This window comes from Paenibacillus glufosinatiresistens (assembly GCF_031470375.1).
Classification (GTDB): Bacteria; Bacillota; Bacilli; order Paenibacillales; family Paenibacillaceae; genus Paenibacillus_AQ; species Paenibacillus_AQ glufosinatiresistens.
On record NZ_JAVFHT010000007.1, the window covers coordinates 1 to 15,177 of the forward strand.

Consider the following 15,177-nt stretch of genomic DNA (forward strand, 5'->3'; position numbering starts at 1 on the left):
CTCAAAACGGAAGGACTCTATCCTTATGATATCCGAAAAATGGCTGAGGCACAAAGAAGAATCGAGAAATACATACGGTTTTACAACCGAAGACGACCACAGCGTAAATTAAACAAACTGACGCCAGTAGAGTACCGACGCCAGCTTGCAACCTAGGTGTTTTTTTCAATGTCCACTAAATGGGGTCTTGACCATCTTGTTCCAATCGAATAAAGGTGCTTTTTCCTGATTCATAGCGTCTCTCCTCCTGTGATCATGAGCTTTGTTCAGTATATAATCGAGGAGATTGGATAACGAGAGAGGGAATGAACCTAGGAGTGTTACTCCCAGATGACGGAGAATGACAGGAAGGAGGGATCACATGCAGGAGGAACGTGAGAAGACCGGGGAACTGGCGGAATTTCTCCGTACCCGGCGGGCCCGTCTGTCCCCGGAGCAGGCAGGCCTGCCTGCCGGTGGAAGACGGCGGACCCCGGGGCTTCGCCGGGCAGAGGTGGCCATACTCGCCGGCATCAGTGTGGATTGGTACACCTGGCTCGAGCAAGGGAGAGACATCCAGGTATCCACCCAGGTGCTTGACAGCCTGTCCCGGGCGCTGCAATTAAGCGACATTGAGCGCAGACATCTCTTCTTGCTGGCTGCAGGCCACGTACCGCCGAATGCTCATGCCCCGCAGAATGAGGTAAGCCGGCTGATGCAGGATTTTGTGGACAGACAGGGAGAATGCCCGGCCTATGTCGTGAATTCAAGGTGGGATGTCGTCGCGTGGAACCGGGCTGCGGTTCTTGTCTTCGGAGATTACGAAGCCATGCCGGCAAGAGAGAGAAATTCGTTATGGCGTCTGTTCACTGCGGATTATGCAAGGCGGATGCTCGGTGACAGTTGGGAGACGAATGCCAGACATCGATTGGCCCAGTTCCGGGCGAATTATGCCCATGCCGTCGGGGACCCCGGGTGGGAGGAGCTTATTGAGGACCTGCACCAGAACAGCAAGGAGTTCCGGGAATGGTGGCCGCTGCATCAAGTGATAAATGTGCCGGAAGGTGAGAAGCTGCTGCATCATCCGATTGCCGGTTCCCTTCGGTTCGGGCATCTGTCCTTCCGGGCGACAGACGCCGTGGACCTTCAGGTTACCGTTAACCTTCCTTTGGATGGATCTACTGCGGATAAAATGAAGGGACTTCTCTCCGCGTTTACTGCCGGACCCACATAACCGGCCGCACCCCAAGCTTCGCATCGACTTTGCGGGAATAGACCTGATAATCGGAGGACACCATCCGCGTTTGATCGGTACTGCTGTAGTAAGGCGTGGAGAGCCAGTAATCGACGGGCAAGACGGAAGCGCTCTTCGACAGGCGGAACAGCCGCTCGGCATCGTCTACCGAAGGAAGCGTCAGATAAGCGGAATACCGATGCCGGAATGCCCGGCCGCTGTCCTGAGCGGCATATTTGATCGGCGAGAACCAGTAATGGGGCCGGTCTCCGGCATCCGCCTGCTGCCTGGTGGCCTCACTTGCAATCGCTTCATATTCGGAATGCCGGATACGGGTCCGTTCTTGTTGCGTGAACCAGATGTCCATCTTCGCGTTCAGACTGTCTTGTATGCCGGATTGCGTATAATCATTAGAAGTCGTCCCATATGCGCTGCGGAATAAAGCATCCTTGGCGATGACCTTGGTCCAGCCGTTCTTCTTCTCCAGCACGTACCATTGAATCGGATGACCGTTCTGATGGCCCAAGGTTAACGTCTCCGGCTTGCTTGAATAGAAGGAGATCGCAAGGAGGAGCGCCGCGGTGACGCCGCCGATCCATTTGAAGATGCGGTTCCCCAGATCCAGGTTGTCCAGCAGCAGAACGATAATCAGAAGATCGAAGTGGACATTGAACAAGAACATATGCTTCTGCAGATCGGCGTTCCCGTTATTCAGAATGGGTACAAGAAATTGCCCCGCAGCGCCCCCGAGCAGCGCAAGCCGCAGCAGGATGCGGTAGGTCCCTGCTTTTGTCCTCAGCAGAGCACCCACGTTGATAACGGACAGCACCAGGATCAGACCGAAGAATACCGATGCACACCCGGAAAACTGCTTTCGGATGCTCTCCCAAACATTCATTCGATTATCGAAGATCAAATCCGCCTGTTGGGAAGGCAGATGGACATTGGCTAAATAGGTAGGGCGAAGCGGCAGAGCGGCCTCGGCGCTCATATCCAGCTTTTCAGCGAAGAAGGCCGGGTGCGCGAGGTAATATTTCATGATTCCCGTCTGGCTGATGCGGTCAAAAAACAACGTCTGAAAGTCGGTATCCTTCGCCTGACCGGAACTTAAGGATGCCCAGTTGTATGCGGTCATGGACTCGAAGCCGGCGAGTTCCCGGGGCAAGCCCAGTTCCCGGGCGGCACTCCCGGGCGATGGGTTATCGTATAATACACCGTAGAACACCGATTGGAAGGTCGTACTGTTCTTCATCCAATCCGGGATGAGCCTTACATAGCTGTAAGAGGCGCCGAGCATCGCCGCGATCAGGGTGCAGAGAATAATCTTCTTCTTCCGTCCTTCCTTCCGGATGATAGCGTAGACAAGAGGGACGCACAGCAGCAGGGCGGAAGGGAAGTTGGCGGATTTGGACCCCGAGAACATCAGGAGAGACAGGATCAGGCCGCCATAGATCCAATAGGCCGTCTTGTTCTTCTCCAAGTACAGAAGCAGGACGAAGGAAAGAAGCAGAAAGATAAGCGTCGTCGGTTCTCCGTACAAGGAATTGAAATAGACCAAATAACCGCAGTCCAGGAAGATCAGCGCAAATACAGCCTTAACGGCAAGGTCGGCATAGGCGCGGGGTCTCCACTTTTCCTTCATGAACAAGAAGAAGGCCAGGGCGTAGATCCCAATATACTGGACCGTCTGAAAAACAAGATGGAACACATCCGGCGCCTGATGAAGGAGCCGGGCGCTCAAGGCGTTCAGGAATAACGCGATCTTCGTAAAGATGAACTGCGTGGAGTAATATTCGGCAGGGTTACCGGTAACCGGCAGGAAAATATGGATGAAATACTGCCATACACTGGCAGGATCCGCCATTTTGAATAGATAATCAGCACTCCAATACTTGATCCCGCTGCTGGAAGTCAGTCCAAAAGCTCTCATCGTCCGGTTAAAGTCGGAATTATCGGCAAGCCCCAGGGTGACCGGAACATAGATCAGTACCGAAATGAGAATGACCAAGGAAATATAAAGGACCAGGCTGCGTATTCGGATAGACTTAAGCAAAGAGACCGCTCCTTATATCCTTGAAATGGTTGTTCTTGAAACATTCTAACAAAGCGGTGGCAGGGAAGCCATAGTACCCTTGTACGTCATTCGCAAGAAGTGGGGTATAATGATATCTTGTAAGGCCTATCAAATACAGACAAAGGATGTATACGATCATGATCCAGATTACTATTCCGGAACCGAATGTCACTATTACGAAGAAAATCGATCCCCAGGAAAGCAACATTTACGGCTTCACCGAGTTTCACCTGATTACCCGAGAGCTCGGCGGGATCTTCATGTTCTACAACGAGAACGACGAATTGCTGTTCGTCGGCAAAGCCAGAAAGCTAAGACCGAGAATCAAAAAGCATTTTGAGGATTCCGTCTCTCCGATCCGAATGCACAGAGATGAAGTCACCAAGATTGAAGTGTGCATCGTAGAAGATCCGGTCCATAGAGAAATCTATGAGACGTATCTCATTAACGAAGGCAAAGCGAAGTATAACGAAGACAAAGTGTTTTTCCGGCAGGCCTAAATGAAAGGTACTCGTTATCGTTACAGTGAAGCGCCAATCTGGCAAGCCCAGCGGGAGTATTATGAAGAGAAGGGGACAAAAGCATGGAACAATGACCAGGTTCCCCAATATATAACGAGTAATCCCATGATCGCTACGGCTTATGCCGAGATGATCTTTGGGCTTCTTCAAGACCGGGCGGCTGCGGGAGATCGCTCGGAGCCCGTGTATATCGTCGAGCTTGGAGCAGGCGCGGGACGGCTGGCGTTCCATGTGTTGATCGAGCTGACTCAGCTCATCGATTATGCCGGCATTTCCCTGCCTCCGTTCTGCTATATCATGACGGATCTGGCGATGAACAACGTTCAGGCGTGGAGAGAGCACCCGGCGCTTCAGCGGTTCATTGCCGAGGGCGTACTGGACTTCGCGCGATTTGATGCCGTGCAGGATTCCGTACTGCATCTAGTGGTATCCGGAATTACGATTGATGAGGGTAAGTTGCAGCAGCCGTTAATCGTGGTGGCGAACTACTTCTTCGATGGCATTCCGCAGGAACTGCTCTACATCGGCGATGGCAAAGTCTATGAAGCGGATGTGTACGTGGAACAATCGGAATCGAAGGCTTCCCTGCAGCCCGCAGAATGGCTGAAGCAGATCAAGCTGCGTTATGAGCACCGGCGGGCGGCCCAGTACGAGCAGGAGACGTATCCTTACCGCGATGTGATTGCTCTCTATCAGGAGCAGCTGGAAGACTCCCATTTCCTGTTCCCTGCGGCCGGCATCGCTTGCCTGGAGCGGCTGAATCGGTTATCCCTATCAGGGTTTGTGTTGATCACCGCAGACAAAGGCGACCACTTGCTGGATAATTGGAAGTTCGCGGAACCGCCGGAGCTGGTGCTCCATGGAAGCTTCTCCTTAACGGCTAACTACCACGCGATTCAATATGTCTATGAACAAAAAGGGGCAATGGCGTTATTCCCTCCTCATCATTATAAAAATATCAATGTGGGCGCGATCCTCCACCTGAATCAACCGCTGGATTATCCCAATCTGCGGTTAGCTTACCGCCGCTGGATGGAGCGCTTTGGCCCGGATGACTTTTTTAATATGAAATGGTGGGTGGACCTCCATCTGGACAGCATGGGGATGCAGCAGATCCTGAGCTTTTGGCGTCTGGGCGGCTATGATGCGGAATTCTTCATTCAGAGTACAAAGCGCATTTCCGCCCTGCTTCCGGAGTCCAATGATGAAGAGAAGCAGGATCTGCTTCATGGCATTCAGCGGATGTGGTCGTCGTACTATATCATGGAGCAGCGGTATGATCTGGCGCTCGATGCCGGGCTTGTTCTGTTCGAGATGGATAGGTATGAAGCCTCCAAATTCTATTTGGAGATTTCCGTAGAGGAACAGCAGGATGAGGTCGTCTCCACGGTATATTACTGCCTGGCCATCTGCTGCTTCGAGTTGGACTTCATCGAGGAGGGCAAGGAGTACTTGCAAAAGCTATTGGAGCTGGAGCCGGATAATGAAGAGGCTCTGGCGCTGTTGAACTGTTGATTATCGGGAAGGTTGAGAGAATCCGGCCGGAAAGGAAGCGGATAAGGTGAACAAAACCGAACGGATGCTGGCCATCGTCATCGAGCTTCAGCGCAAGGGCGTGCTGCGGGCCGAGGATTTGGCCGCCAAGTTCGAGACCAGTATCCGTACAATTTACCGGGACGTTCAGGCGCTGAGCGAAGCCGGCGTTCCGGTGGCCGGTGCGCCGGGGGTGGGCTATTCCTTAATGGAGGGTTATTTTCTCCCTCCTGTCAGCTTCACGGCGGAAGAAGTGGTGGCGCTGCTCATCGGAGCGGACTTCGTCGAGATGAGGCTGGATGCGGAATACGGCGCGAAAGCCCGCGCCTCGCAGGAGAAGATCGAAGCGATTCTTCCGCAGAATGTACGTGAAGAGACCGCGCGGCTCCGGTCTTCGATCCGGCTGCTGAATGAACAAGGGTCGAAGATGCGAGGCCGGGAAAAAGAGACGTTCGAGCAGCTGCGGCATGCGATTTTGCAGAAACGCAAGGTTCGTTTCCGCTATTCCAAGAATTTGCCGGATTCAGACGGAGATCGCCATAACGAGCGGACGGTTGATCCGTACGGGCTTGTTTTGTCCCAAGGCGTATGGATGCTCGTAGCGTTCTGCGGGCTGAGGCACGCCATCCGGCACTTTCGGCTGTCCCGCATGAACGAACTTGCCGTTCTGGAAGATTCCTTCCAGGTTGCTCCCGGCTTTCAATTCCGGAATCACCGGGCTGCCGATGACCGGAATGTGACCGTGCGCCTGTCGGTCGATCCCTCCATTGCGGACCGGATTCAGGAATCGGACAATTTCTATATGGAGTCGTTCGAGCCGGGGGAGGAGAGGGGACTGGCAACGTTCCGTGTCCGGCGGGTGGAAGACCTCCTTCAATGGACGCTTGGATGGGGAGCGGCGGTGCGTGTGCTGGAGCCGGAATCGCTGCGCGAACGGGTGCGTGAAGAAATCCAAAACATGCTCGAACACTACTGACAGACAGCTGTCAGTGGCGTTCTTGTAAGCTGGGTTCAGTTGAAGGATAAAGGAGCTGGATTCGGTAATGGATACGAAGGAAACGCTGCGACAATTCGAAGAGACGGTCCGCGGGTATATTCGCGATTTGGAGAGTTCAAGCCTGGAGCGGCTGCTCTGGAAGCCGTCGGAGGACGAGTGGTCGCTGGGTCAGATGTACATGCATTTAATCCGTTCCGCACAGTTCATGCAGCTACGGAACGCCGCCCTGTGCCTGGAACCCGGCGAGAGCACGGAAGTGTCGCAGGCGGGCAAGACGAAGGCGGGAGAGGAAGTGTTCAAGGCGGGGAGCTTCCCGCCGGACCGCGTCCATGTTCCCCCGTCTCCGCAGTATACGCCGCCGCAGCCGGAGAGCAAGGGGCAGCTTGCGGAGGGGCTGCGGGAAACGCTGCGCCGAATGGAGGAGATCGAATCTAGGATCACGGCGGAGCTTGATTCGGGCAAGGAGGCGGCGCCCTATACGGTTCTCCATCCGCGATTCGGCGGCTTGAACGCGCTGGAATGGTTCAGGCTGACCGAGATGCATTATCGCCATCATTTGCTTCAGAAGGGACGTCTGGACGACGCCTGGAGAGAGGCGCACGGTTAAGGCAGCGGTGAACCTGGCAAGGTACTGAACACTCGAATATAGTACTGCTATAATGGGCGTATGAATACCTATGACAAAATATTAGCAGCGGCTCTTCAAGTCCTCGAAGAAGAGGGCGGAATGATCTCCTTCGGGAGAGCATCATGCCGGTCATTCTAAACGGCCAGCCGGACGATGAGTCCGATTAGGAAAGAGGAAAGTCGAAGATCGCCCATCCAACCTGTTGTTCAGGGAGGAGGGCGGTCTTTTTAATGCCGGCATCGCCGGGAATGCGCCGCTTGAGATTCCGCTCGATGAATTGCGCCGCCAGATTGAAGTCAGTGTGATCGGACAGGTGCACTTCGCATAAGGATTGACTCGCCCACTACTATGTGTTACTTTATAGCAGTACTAAGTATTACTTAGTATATGTCGTACACCACGCAAGGAGTGATTTTGCTGGAGAACCTGACGGAAATGCTAAAAGGCGTGCTTGAGGGCTGTGTTCTTGAAATGATAAACCGCGAGGAAACCTATGGCTACGAAATCACCCGGCGGCTGAACGCCCTTGGTTTCACCGAAGTTGTGGACGGAACGGTATATACGATCCTGGTCCGGCTTGAGAGAAATCGGCTGGTGGAGATCACCAAGAAGCCCTCTGATATGGGACCGCCGCGAAAGTTCTTCGCGCTGAATGATGCCGGACGTGAGGAGCTGCGGAAATTCTGGGAAAGATGGGGGTTCCTATCCTCCAAAATGAGCGAGTTAAAGGAGGAGAAGCAATGAATAGATGGGAGAAGGTCACGGGAAGCGACATGGTCAAAGAAATGAAAGCTTTGGAATGGCGAGCCGCCAAGCTCCCGGCGGACTATTTGGCGGCATGGGAGGAGATTCAGGCCAATCTCTGGACGTACGCTGATTTCAGCGGCCGTAACCTTATGCCCATTCTTGACGGTGCGCTTGGCCTGCTTGAAGAAATGGCGATGGAAGGACAGACTGTGCAAGAGGCATTAGGCAACGATATCAGAGGCTTCTGTTCCGTACTGGCCGGCGATGAAGGGGCAAAGTCTTATCGAGACAAATGGCGCCAGCAGCTTAACCACAGGATTGCCAAAAAGCTAAATGGACAGGGGGCTAAAAAATGACCCTGCGGAATATCTTCGAAGGCAAAAAGAAATGGAGAGCGCATGTAGCGCGTGTTAAGGCGCTCCCCCGGGAATATCAGACGGTCTATGCAGAGATACAAAAGTATCTCTTCAAAGCAGGCCCTGCCGAGGTGACCGAGGGAAATGATTTGCTCGCAGGAATCCTTGATCTTTTTGAAGAAGGCGCGGGCATGGGCAAAGGCGTACTTGAAGTGACGGGCAGAGACGTAGCGGCTTTCTGCGACGATCTCATCAAGGAGAGCAGCCTCTAGCGGCTACCACACTTTCGACCACAAATCCCGGTTGCAGGCCGTCTCAAAGCCGATTTTAGGGTAGAAGCCGGGCGCGCCTCCGAAACAATAGGTAGCTCCCAGCGGCACCGTACGCTTCATCATCTCGGTTACGGCTACCGTGGCCAGCCCTAATCCGCGATATCGCGGATCTGTAGCTAGAGGTTCAAGATAGGCAAAATCGTTCACACCATCCAACCACATTCCGGCAAAACAGGCGTACTCTCCATTGGGAGCTTTTATAATTGCGGTAAGGTCCTTTCTGAAATGCGGACCGCTCTGCATGAGCAGTCTGGAATCCAGGTCATCGTCCGGTTCGTCTCCATGATCAAATCCTCGCCAGATGACGTCGTTTATTTTGCGCAGATCATTCTCGTCTTCTAAAGTGATGAGGGTAAATCCCTCGGGTAATTTGCGCTTGGAGAAGCCTGAACTGTAATTATAAATCCGGATCGGCTCACGGTAGGTTCTGCGGTATCCTTTCTGGACAAGGGACTGAATTAATGATTCCTCGTAATCGTATACCCTCACATCGAGGCTGGAATGATCCTCCGATTTCTTGGAAAGCTCCACCTCGGCATATTCAAGCATTTCTTGTTTTAAAAATTCGTATCCTTCTTTGGTGGAAAAGTAACATTCGCCGATGTCCATTTCATAGCATGCAACTCCTACAATTTCATCTCCCTCCTCCCAGATGCCAAATCGGTGTGTCAGAGAATGGTTGAAATAAGGATGGGTATGCGCGTATTCCCAGAAAGGCTGCGGGACATTCCCTCCGAGCTGATACTTCTTGAAGTTCAATCGCATGAACTGAGAGACCTTTGCGAAATCGGACAGCAACTTGTATCTTCTTAGCGTTATAGTCATCTTTGCATCCTCCTCCATGTTACAGGAAATAAGGTAACATGGAGTTTTTTTATAATCCATGGAAAGAACAGATTTAACTCTATTTGCCGCTTGAAGTTATCGCAGCGTCGTAAAGTCGTTTTTCTCTTAGGTAAGATTCAGACCCTTGCCGTGCAAGTACTCGGTCATGTCGTCGAGCGGTATCGGTAACTTAAGCAGTTCGATGTGGCTTCGCGACCAGCAGGCGTTGCGATTGTTCCCGCTGCGGTTTTGGTAATAGTGCCGCATGTCATCGTCGTACGCTTGGATGTGGGCCTGTAAATCCCTTTCAGACGGGTAGCAGTTCTCGAAGTAAACGGCTTCCAGCGGAAGACGGGGCTTAATCTCAGGCTGCTGATCCGGTACGCCGACAGCAACGCCGAAGAGCGGAACGACATAGTCCGGAAGAGACAGCATCCGGTCAAGCCACCGAATATCCTGGGTGACCGATCCCATAATGACCGCGCCAAGTCCGAGCGATTCGGCAGCCAAGACGGCGTTTTGTGCCGCCAGCGCTGTGTCGGTAACTGCGATTGGATAGAGAGCGGAGCTCCCGAGCATGATCCGCATCCCCTTCTTCTCTTGCTCGGCTGCCATAAGAGTGAGCCGCTGAAGGTCTGCGCAGAAGATGAACAGGTGCCCGTTCTCCTCCATATACGGTGTCTTCGTAATTTCGCTAAGTTCGTGCTTTAAGGCAGGATCGGTAAGTCCAATGATCGAGTAGGCCTGCATGAATCTGGAGGAAGAGGCCATTTGGGCGGCCCGGACAATCGCTTCGATTTGCATCGTGGTCAGGGGGATATTCTTGAATTTACGGATCGAGCGATGGTTCATGATGGTTGCCAGAACTTCATTCGTCTCGGAAGCAGAACATTTATTCACGGCGGTCACTCCCGTTTTTGTTTTTTTGTTTCCTGGAAACAATATAGCACCGGCGGACGGTACTGTCAATATTGTTTCTCGGAAACAATAATTACGCGCTGGGAAGGGATTTGTTATACTAAGGACAATCCTACGATTGAAAGGAAGAAGGAAGCATGAGCCAGCCTCATGATGAACGTTTGCTTCAAGAAGTGTTCGAAGCATTTGGGCAATTTGCGAAGAAAATCCACCAGGAAGACGATGAGGAAAAGGCTTGGCTGCTGGCGCAGGTCACCGATCAACAGGTGCATGCCCTATTGAGCGAGATGACCTTTATGATGGTTCATGTATTGGATGGGATTGGCAAGCTCGGCCGGGCGAACGGAAGTGCGCTGTCGAGCCGGTTCGACATTCCCAAGGGGACCGTTTCTAAACTGACGAAGCGGCTTCAAGCGCTGGGTTTGATTAAGTTCGTGACCCTTCCGGACAATAAGAAGGAACTATATTTTGAGCTGACCGTAAAGGGTGATCTCATCTACAAGCTGCACGAGCAGTTCGACGAACGCGTTCAGGCCGGCGCGGCTCGGCTGCTGGCGAAATACACAGAGGAACAGCTGATGTTCATCCGGGATTTTATGAACCATGTTACATCCCATTCCTTTCTCCAGCATGATAAGGAACCTGTGCAGCAGCCTGCGGCGTCCCCTATCCTGGAGGAACAGCCCAGAAACGATTTAATGATACGTCAAGATATAACACACAAGCAGGGCACCCGTTGAGGTGCCTTTTTGATTTGCAAATGAATAATAACTTTTATTGATTTATAACAAAAATAAACTAATAATTTTCATAACAGGTCCAGAAAAATGGAATAAACTGAAGTTATTTGGAAGTAAACATGCAATAATTGGATAAAAAGAGGGAAAGAAAGCCGAAATGATTGGATATAACCAAATAAAGAAATTAGACGGTTTGACAGAAAATTATGGAAACATATAACATTAAATTAAAATAATTGGGCGATCAAACAAGGGGAGAAGCTTGAATTCTTCACACCCTTTACATAGATACTCCAAGAATGCGGCCCAAAAGAGAAAATCGGATCAGGAGAAAATAGGATAGAGGAGGAATCCAACCATGTTTATGAAAAAGAGAATCGTAACGTTAGCTGCGGCCTTAACTGTTCTGGTATCCTGCACAATATTCGGGCGGCCAGCGCTCGCTTCCGAAGAACCGCACAGTGTTGCCGTCAACAAGCCGGCATTTGCAAGCTCTGCGGAAGAAGGCTTTACGGCGGCCCACGCATTCGATAACGATGCGGCCACCCGTTGGTCCTCTCAATACTCGGACCCGCAATGGATATTCATCGACCTTGTCGGAAACTATCTGGTGAGCGAGGTGAAGCTGAACTGGGAAGCAGCGTATGCAAAAGCGTATAAAATTCAAGTATCCCGCGATGCTGTCCATTGGACGGATGTCTATTCGACCGCAACAGGTGACGGCGGGATTGATGATATCACCTTCAGTCCTACAAATGCGCAGTTTGTAAGGGTTTATGGAATTCAAAGAGCAACGAACTGGGGCTATTCGCTTTATAATGTAGATGTGATCGGAGCAGCTAACCCGTGATTGCATGCCCTCTATGTATCCTAACGGATATATGGAGGGCATGATTTATGTTTCTTGATCATCGACGAGAACTGCTGATACAATTAGCACAAGCGAAACCCAATAAATTACATAATAAGGCGGTATACGCAGAAGGCAGGGAATACGGAATGAAGGACAGAAAGCAAATCCTGGTGGCAGTGAGTGCGCTGATCCTTGTCACACTGACGGGCTGCCAGGACTCCGGTAAGAATGGTGACTTCTCGGTTATCAATAAGAGCCTTGCCCTTCATTCCAGCCAATTGAAAGAGGAGCAAGGCGTTACGCTGGTCGGTTATGCATCCGACCCAAGCCGTCTTGTATTCCAGATTGGAATTGGCTATGACTCGACTTTAACCAAGGAAGAATTACACACGATCATCAATAATTATTTGTCCGATTCTGTCTCCACAAGGCAAGACGGCGACTGGCATCAGAGACTGAAGCCGTACCATCTGATTATTGAACGCATAGGTGAGAGCAGAACAGACTTTCCCGCTATTGCTTATAAAGAGGAGGGCGAGACCGAATTGACATGGACGGAAATGAAAGAGTCAAGCCGCTGAACTACAGCAATAAAGCCGTATACCCCTTATCAGCGGGGTTAGAGGCGGGAGGAAGCAGATCAAAGATGCTGTGCAATAAAGAGGGCGGCCCGGTCCAGCGCTTGATCGGCTTCATCCAGTATCCCCGTGAAGGCCTGGAACACATGCGGAACACCGGCGGTCACGTCAAGGATGACATCCACGCCCGCCGCTCGTGCCCGATCAGCCAACTGCGTAGAGTCATCCAGAAGCAGCTCATTCGTGCCGACCTGAAGCAGGAGAGGCGGGAATCCGGCGAGATCGGCAAATCTGGCGGGGCTCGCCAGTTCGTGAGTCGGGTCCTGCCCGGCGAGATACAGCTGATCTGTCCAAGCAAAGCTCTCACGGGTAAAGAACGGGTCGAGCCCCACCTTGCTGTCGATGCTGTCCCCGGAATGTGTCCGGTCCAGACCTGGAGAGAACATCACCACCGCAGCCGGCAGCGGCAGCCCGGCAGCCCGTGCCATCAGGCAGGCTGAGACGGCAATTCCGCCGCCGGCTGAATCGCCGGCGAATACAATGGATGATGCCTCCATCCCGTTGTGCAGAAGCTCGCGATAGGCTTCAAGAGCATCGTCCAGAGCGGCAGGGAACGGATGCTCCGGAGCCAGGCGGTAATCGAGCGAGAGAGACGGTACCCTAGTTCTGCTGACCAGACTCGCGGTAAGAGACATGGCCGTATAGGGGGAGCCCATAATATATGAGCCCCCATGAAAATAAAGAATAAGACCGGGACGGGCTTCCTGTTCAGGCTCCACTCTCACAGCGGGGCGCTGCCCAAGCGTTGTCGGGGCGGTCCGGACGTCCCCGGGTACGGACATGGCTGCCATCATTGCGGCGAAGTCCGCACGCATTTCTTCAAGGCTCCGGGGCTTGGCGGGCCGGGGTTGCCGCAGGCTTTTATCGAGTGCTTGACGCTGTTCTCTGGACATCGGATGTTCTCCTCCTTAATCTTCCTGCCGGTTTATTTATAGTGTATCCCGTAATGGTGACAGAACCTGGCTTAATTATCAGACTGTAGAGAAAGAATGAGGAGGAACTTTGATGTACCCTGAATTATCCCGGATGCGTCTGGAGTCCGAACGGCTGATCATCCGCCCGTATACGGAGGAAGATCTCATGGAGTCCTTCGAGCTTATGCAGCATCCCGAATTGTTCACGTATCTGCACATGGACGTTCCATCGCTTGACGAATATAGAGGGTTGTTCCAATGGTTGATCGGCAGCTATGAGACTCCGTTTCATGAACCCTTCAAATATTCGTTCGCGGTGCGGAGCCGGGCGACAGGCGCTTTTATAGGCTGGTGCGGCGTACTGTTCCTCCCTCGATATCCTTCATCATGGCCGCTTTGTGCCCCAGCATTTCCTCCAGCGTTCGGTAGATTTGATCGAATTCCTCTCTTTTGCGCTCGATCTCCAACAATTTGTTGCGAAGGACCTCGATAGACTTGGCCAGGGTGAATTGATTCCCGGCCGTCTCCTGATTGATCTCTTTCAGTTCGTCAAGCGAGAAGCCCACGCTCTGGAACCTTTTTAACAAGTTCAGATGGCGGACGGCGTCATCGGAATAATCACGGTAATTGTTCTCCAACCGCTGAACATGGCGGTCGTCCAACAAACCCTCTTTTTCATAAAAGCGTATGGTAGGGGGCGTTAAACCTGTCTTTTCGGAAAGTTCGTTAATTTTCATCCCCTTCTCTCCTTTCGCCTCTTTCCTTCAAGTTAACTTCATCGTTTATGATCGGGTAGCAGCACCCCAGTTAACTATACCAAAGGGAGGAAATGGAATCATGGGAGATTTGAAGAACCTTGAAATGACCCGGTCGCTCCGCTTTAACCGTTACGGCGAACCGGCGGAGGTCTTGCATCTGGAACAGGCGGAGGTTCCGGATCCGGCACCGGAACGTATACGGGTCCGCGTGAAGGCTTGCGGGTTAAATCCGGCCGATTGGGCGCTGTGCCGGGGATTATTTGCCGGCGAGCTGCCCTGCGGAGTCGGTCTGGATGTGTCCGGAATTGTAGAAGCGGTGGGCGAGGGCATCACCGATGTTGCCGTAGGGGATGCCGTGCTGGGCAGTGCGGATTATGCCGGAGCCCCTATCGCGGGCGCGTCGGACCGGGCGATTCTGGATCACTGGGCCCGCATCCCGGAAGGACTGGACTTCATTCAGGCGGCGGCGCTGCCTATGGTGGTCGAGACCGCCTTCCGCAGCCTGGAATACTTGGAGGTTAAGGAGGGCAATACTCTGCTCGTGCACGGAGCCGGCACCATGGTTGGGTTCGCCGCCGTCCAGATTGCCCTGCTTCGGGGCGTTCGGGTTATTGCCGCTGCCGGTGCAACCTACGGCGAACCATTAAGAAGGATGGGCGCCGCGGTAATCCCGTACGGAGAAGGAATGGCCGAGCGGGTGTGGGCATGGACGGGACAGCCTGTAGACAGGGTCCTCGACACAGCCCCGCCCAGCGGTTCGCTGCCGGATCTAATTCGGATCGCCGGCGGCGATCCGCTTCGGGTCAAAACCATCAGCGACTTCGCCGCCGCTGCGGAACTTGGGGTCCGTACCTCGGCAGAGGACCGTTCGACGCACTATGAGGTCCTGGGAGAATTCGCCGGGTACGCCGCAGAAGGCAAATTCACTATACCGATTGCCCGGACGTTCCCGCTTGAAGAATGGCGGGAGGCGCTCGCCATCAGCGAAGGAAGCCAGGCCCGCGGCAAGCTGATTCTTCTGCCTTGACCGCCACGGGTATAAGACCGGACCGGAGGCTTGGCGCGGTCTGAACCGAGAAGATGCAGAGAAAGGGCGAACAAGAGCCGACGATCCGCTTCTTGTACAGACA

At 52.9% G+C, this 15,177-nt stretch carries 18 protein-coding genes and 1 pseudogene; 14 read left to right on the top strand and 5 right to left on the bottom strand.

Annotation, left to right across the window (positions count from 1 at the left end; genetic code table 11):
• A partial coding sequence (locus RBI05_RS09750) for an IS3 family transposase (protein WP_310550946.1) occupies positions 1-156 on the top strand: 156 nt, incomplete at its 5' end.
• Positions 157-361: 205 nt separating this feature from the next.
• A complete protein-coding gene (locus tag RBI05_RS09755; protein ID WP_310550947.1) occupies positions 362-1,213 on the top strand; it encodes a helix-turn-helix transcriptional regulator in 852 nt (283 codons plus the stop codon).
• Here the strand turns inward: RBI05_RS09755 and wsfD are convergent.
• The gene (gene wsfD, locus RBI05_RS09760; RefSeq protein WP_310550948.1) at positions 1,194-3,266 is read right to left on the bottom strand and encodes a glycan biosynthesis hexose transferase WsfD; all 2,073 of its coding nucleotides are present in this window, start codon (positions 3,264-3,266) and stop codon (positions 1,194-1,196) included. The two genes, RBI05_RS09755 and wsfD, sit on opposite strands and share 20 nt — an antisense overlap.
• Positions 3,267-3,424: 158 nt before the next feature.
• Here wsfD and RBI05_RS09765 point away from each other — a divergent pair, with 158 nt between their 5' ends.
• The 7 genes from RBI05_RS09765 to RBI05_RS09795 all read left to right on the top strand — a co-directional run bounded on the left by RBI05_RS09765 (position 3,425) and on the right by RBI05_RS09795 (position 8,341).
• Positions 3,425-3,787, top strand: coding sequence for a nucleotide excision repair endonuclease (locus RBI05_RS09765; RefSeq protein ID WP_150457584.1), 363 nt, complete (start codon positions 3,425-3,427; stop codon positions 3,785-3,787).
• Positions 3,788-5,323 (top strand): tetratricopeptide repeat protein, encoded by a 1,536-nt coding sequence (locus RBI05_RS09770; protein ID WP_310550949.1) that lies wholly within the window; start codon positions 3,788-3,790, stop codon positions 5,321-5,323.
• A 46-nt stretch (positions 5,324-5,369) separates the two neighbouring features.
• Complete coding sequence (locus RBI05_RS09775) at positions 5,370-6,317, top strand: helix-turn-helix transcriptional regulator (protein WP_310550950.1); 948 nt, start codon at positions 5,370-5,372, stop codon at positions 6,315-6,317.
• Positions 6,318-6,384: 67 nt separating this feature from the next.
• A complete protein-coding gene (locus RBI05_RS09780) occupies positions 6,385-6,945 on the top strand; it encodes a DinB family protein (protein ID WP_310550951.1) in 561 nt (186 codons plus the stop codon).
• Positions 6,946-7,401: 456 nt separating this feature from the next.
• Complete coding sequence (locus RBI05_RS09785) at positions 7,402-7,710, top strand: PadR family transcriptional regulator (RefSeq protein WP_310551080.1); 309 nt, start codon at positions 7,402-7,404, stop codon at positions 7,708-7,710.
• On the top strand, positions 7,707-8,069 hold the full coding sequence (locus tag RBI05_RS09790) for a DUF1048 domain-containing protein (RefSeq protein WP_310550952.1): 363 nt from the start codon (positions 7,707-7,709) through the stop codon (positions 8,067-8,069). Before RBI05_RS09785 ends, RBI05_RS09790 begins: the two co-directional genes overlap by 4 nt.
• Complete coding sequence (locus RBI05_RS09795; RefSeq protein ID WP_310550953.1) at positions 8,066-8,341, top strand: DUF1048 domain-containing protein; 276 nt, start codon at positions 8,066-8,068, stop codon at positions 8,339-8,341. Before RBI05_RS09790 ends, RBI05_RS09795 begins: the two co-directional genes overlap by 4 nt.
• A gap of 3 nt (positions 8,342-8,344) precedes the next feature.
• Here the strand turns inward: RBI05_RS09795 and RBI05_RS09800 are convergent, their stop codons facing one another.
• Both RBI05_RS09800 and RBI05_RS09805 read right to left on the bottom strand, forming a co-directional pair.
• Positions 8,345-9,226, bottom strand: a complete 882-nt coding sequence (locus RBI05_RS09800) for a GNAT family N-acetyltransferase (protein WP_310550954.1) — start codon at positions 9,224-9,226, stop codon at positions 8,345-8,347.
• Between the two features lie 126 nt (positions 9,227-9,352).
• The gene (locus tag RBI05_RS09805) at positions 9,353-10,126 is read right to left on the bottom strand and encodes an NADPH-dependent oxidoreductase (RefSeq protein WP_310550955.1); all 774 of its coding nucleotides are present in this window, start codon (positions 10,124-10,126) and stop codon (positions 9,353-9,355) included.
• Between the two features lie 155 nt (positions 10,127-10,281).
• On the opposite strand from RBI05_RS09805, the gene RBI05_RS09810 reads away from it, so the two are divergent.
• The 3 genes from RBI05_RS09810 (at position 10,282) to RBI05_RS09820 (ending at position 12,318) form a co-directional block, all read left to right on the top strand.
• The gene (locus RBI05_RS09810; protein ID WP_310550956.1) at positions 10,282-10,884 is read left to right on the top strand and encodes a MarR family transcriptional regulator; all 603 of its coding nucleotides are present in this window, start codon (positions 10,282-10,284) and stop codon (positions 10,882-10,884) included.
• A gap of 358 nt (positions 10,885-11,242) precedes the next feature.
• On the top strand, positions 11,243-11,734 hold the full coding sequence (locus RBI05_RS09815; protein WP_310550957.1) for a discoidin domain-containing protein: 492 nt from the start codon (positions 11,243-11,245) through the stop codon (positions 11,732-11,734).
• Positions 11,735-11,781: 47 nt separating this feature from the next.
• Positions 11,782-12,318, top strand: coding sequence for a hypothetical protein (locus tag RBI05_RS09820; protein WP_310550958.1), 537 nt, complete (start codon positions 11,782-11,784; stop codon positions 12,316-12,318).
• Between the two features lie 59 nt (positions 12,319-12,377).
• On the opposite strand, the gene RBI05_RS09825 is transcribed toward RBI05_RS09820, so the two are convergent.
• Positions 12,378-13,268, bottom strand: a complete 891-nt coding sequence (locus RBI05_RS09825; RefSeq protein WP_310550959.1) for an alpha/beta hydrolase — start codon at positions 13,266-13,268, stop codon at positions 12,378-12,380.
• A gap of 205 nt (positions 13,269-13,473) precedes the next feature.
• Here RBI05_RS09825 and RBI05_RS09830 point away from each other — a divergent pair.
• A pseudogene (locus RBI05_RS09830) lies at positions 13,474-13,596 on the top strand (GNAT family N-acetyltransferase); the annotation flags it as partial.
• A 34-nt stretch (positions 13,597-13,630) separates the two neighbouring features.
• Here RBI05_RS09830 and RBI05_RS09835 read toward each other — a convergent pair.
• On the bottom strand, positions 13,631-14,026 hold the full coding sequence (locus RBI05_RS09835; protein WP_310550960.1) for a MerR family transcriptional regulator: 396 nt from the start codon (positions 14,024-14,026) through the stop codon (positions 13,631-13,633).
• 100 nt (positions 14,027-14,126) lie between these two features.
• Between RBI05_RS09835 and RBI05_RS09840 the strand changes: the two genes are divergently transcribed.
• Positions 14,127-15,074, top strand: coding sequence for an NADP-dependent oxidoreductase (locus tag RBI05_RS09840; RefSeq protein WP_310550961.1), 948 nt, complete (start codon positions 14,127-14,129; stop codon positions 15,072-15,074).
• Positions 15,075-15,177: the final 103 nt, after the last annotated feature.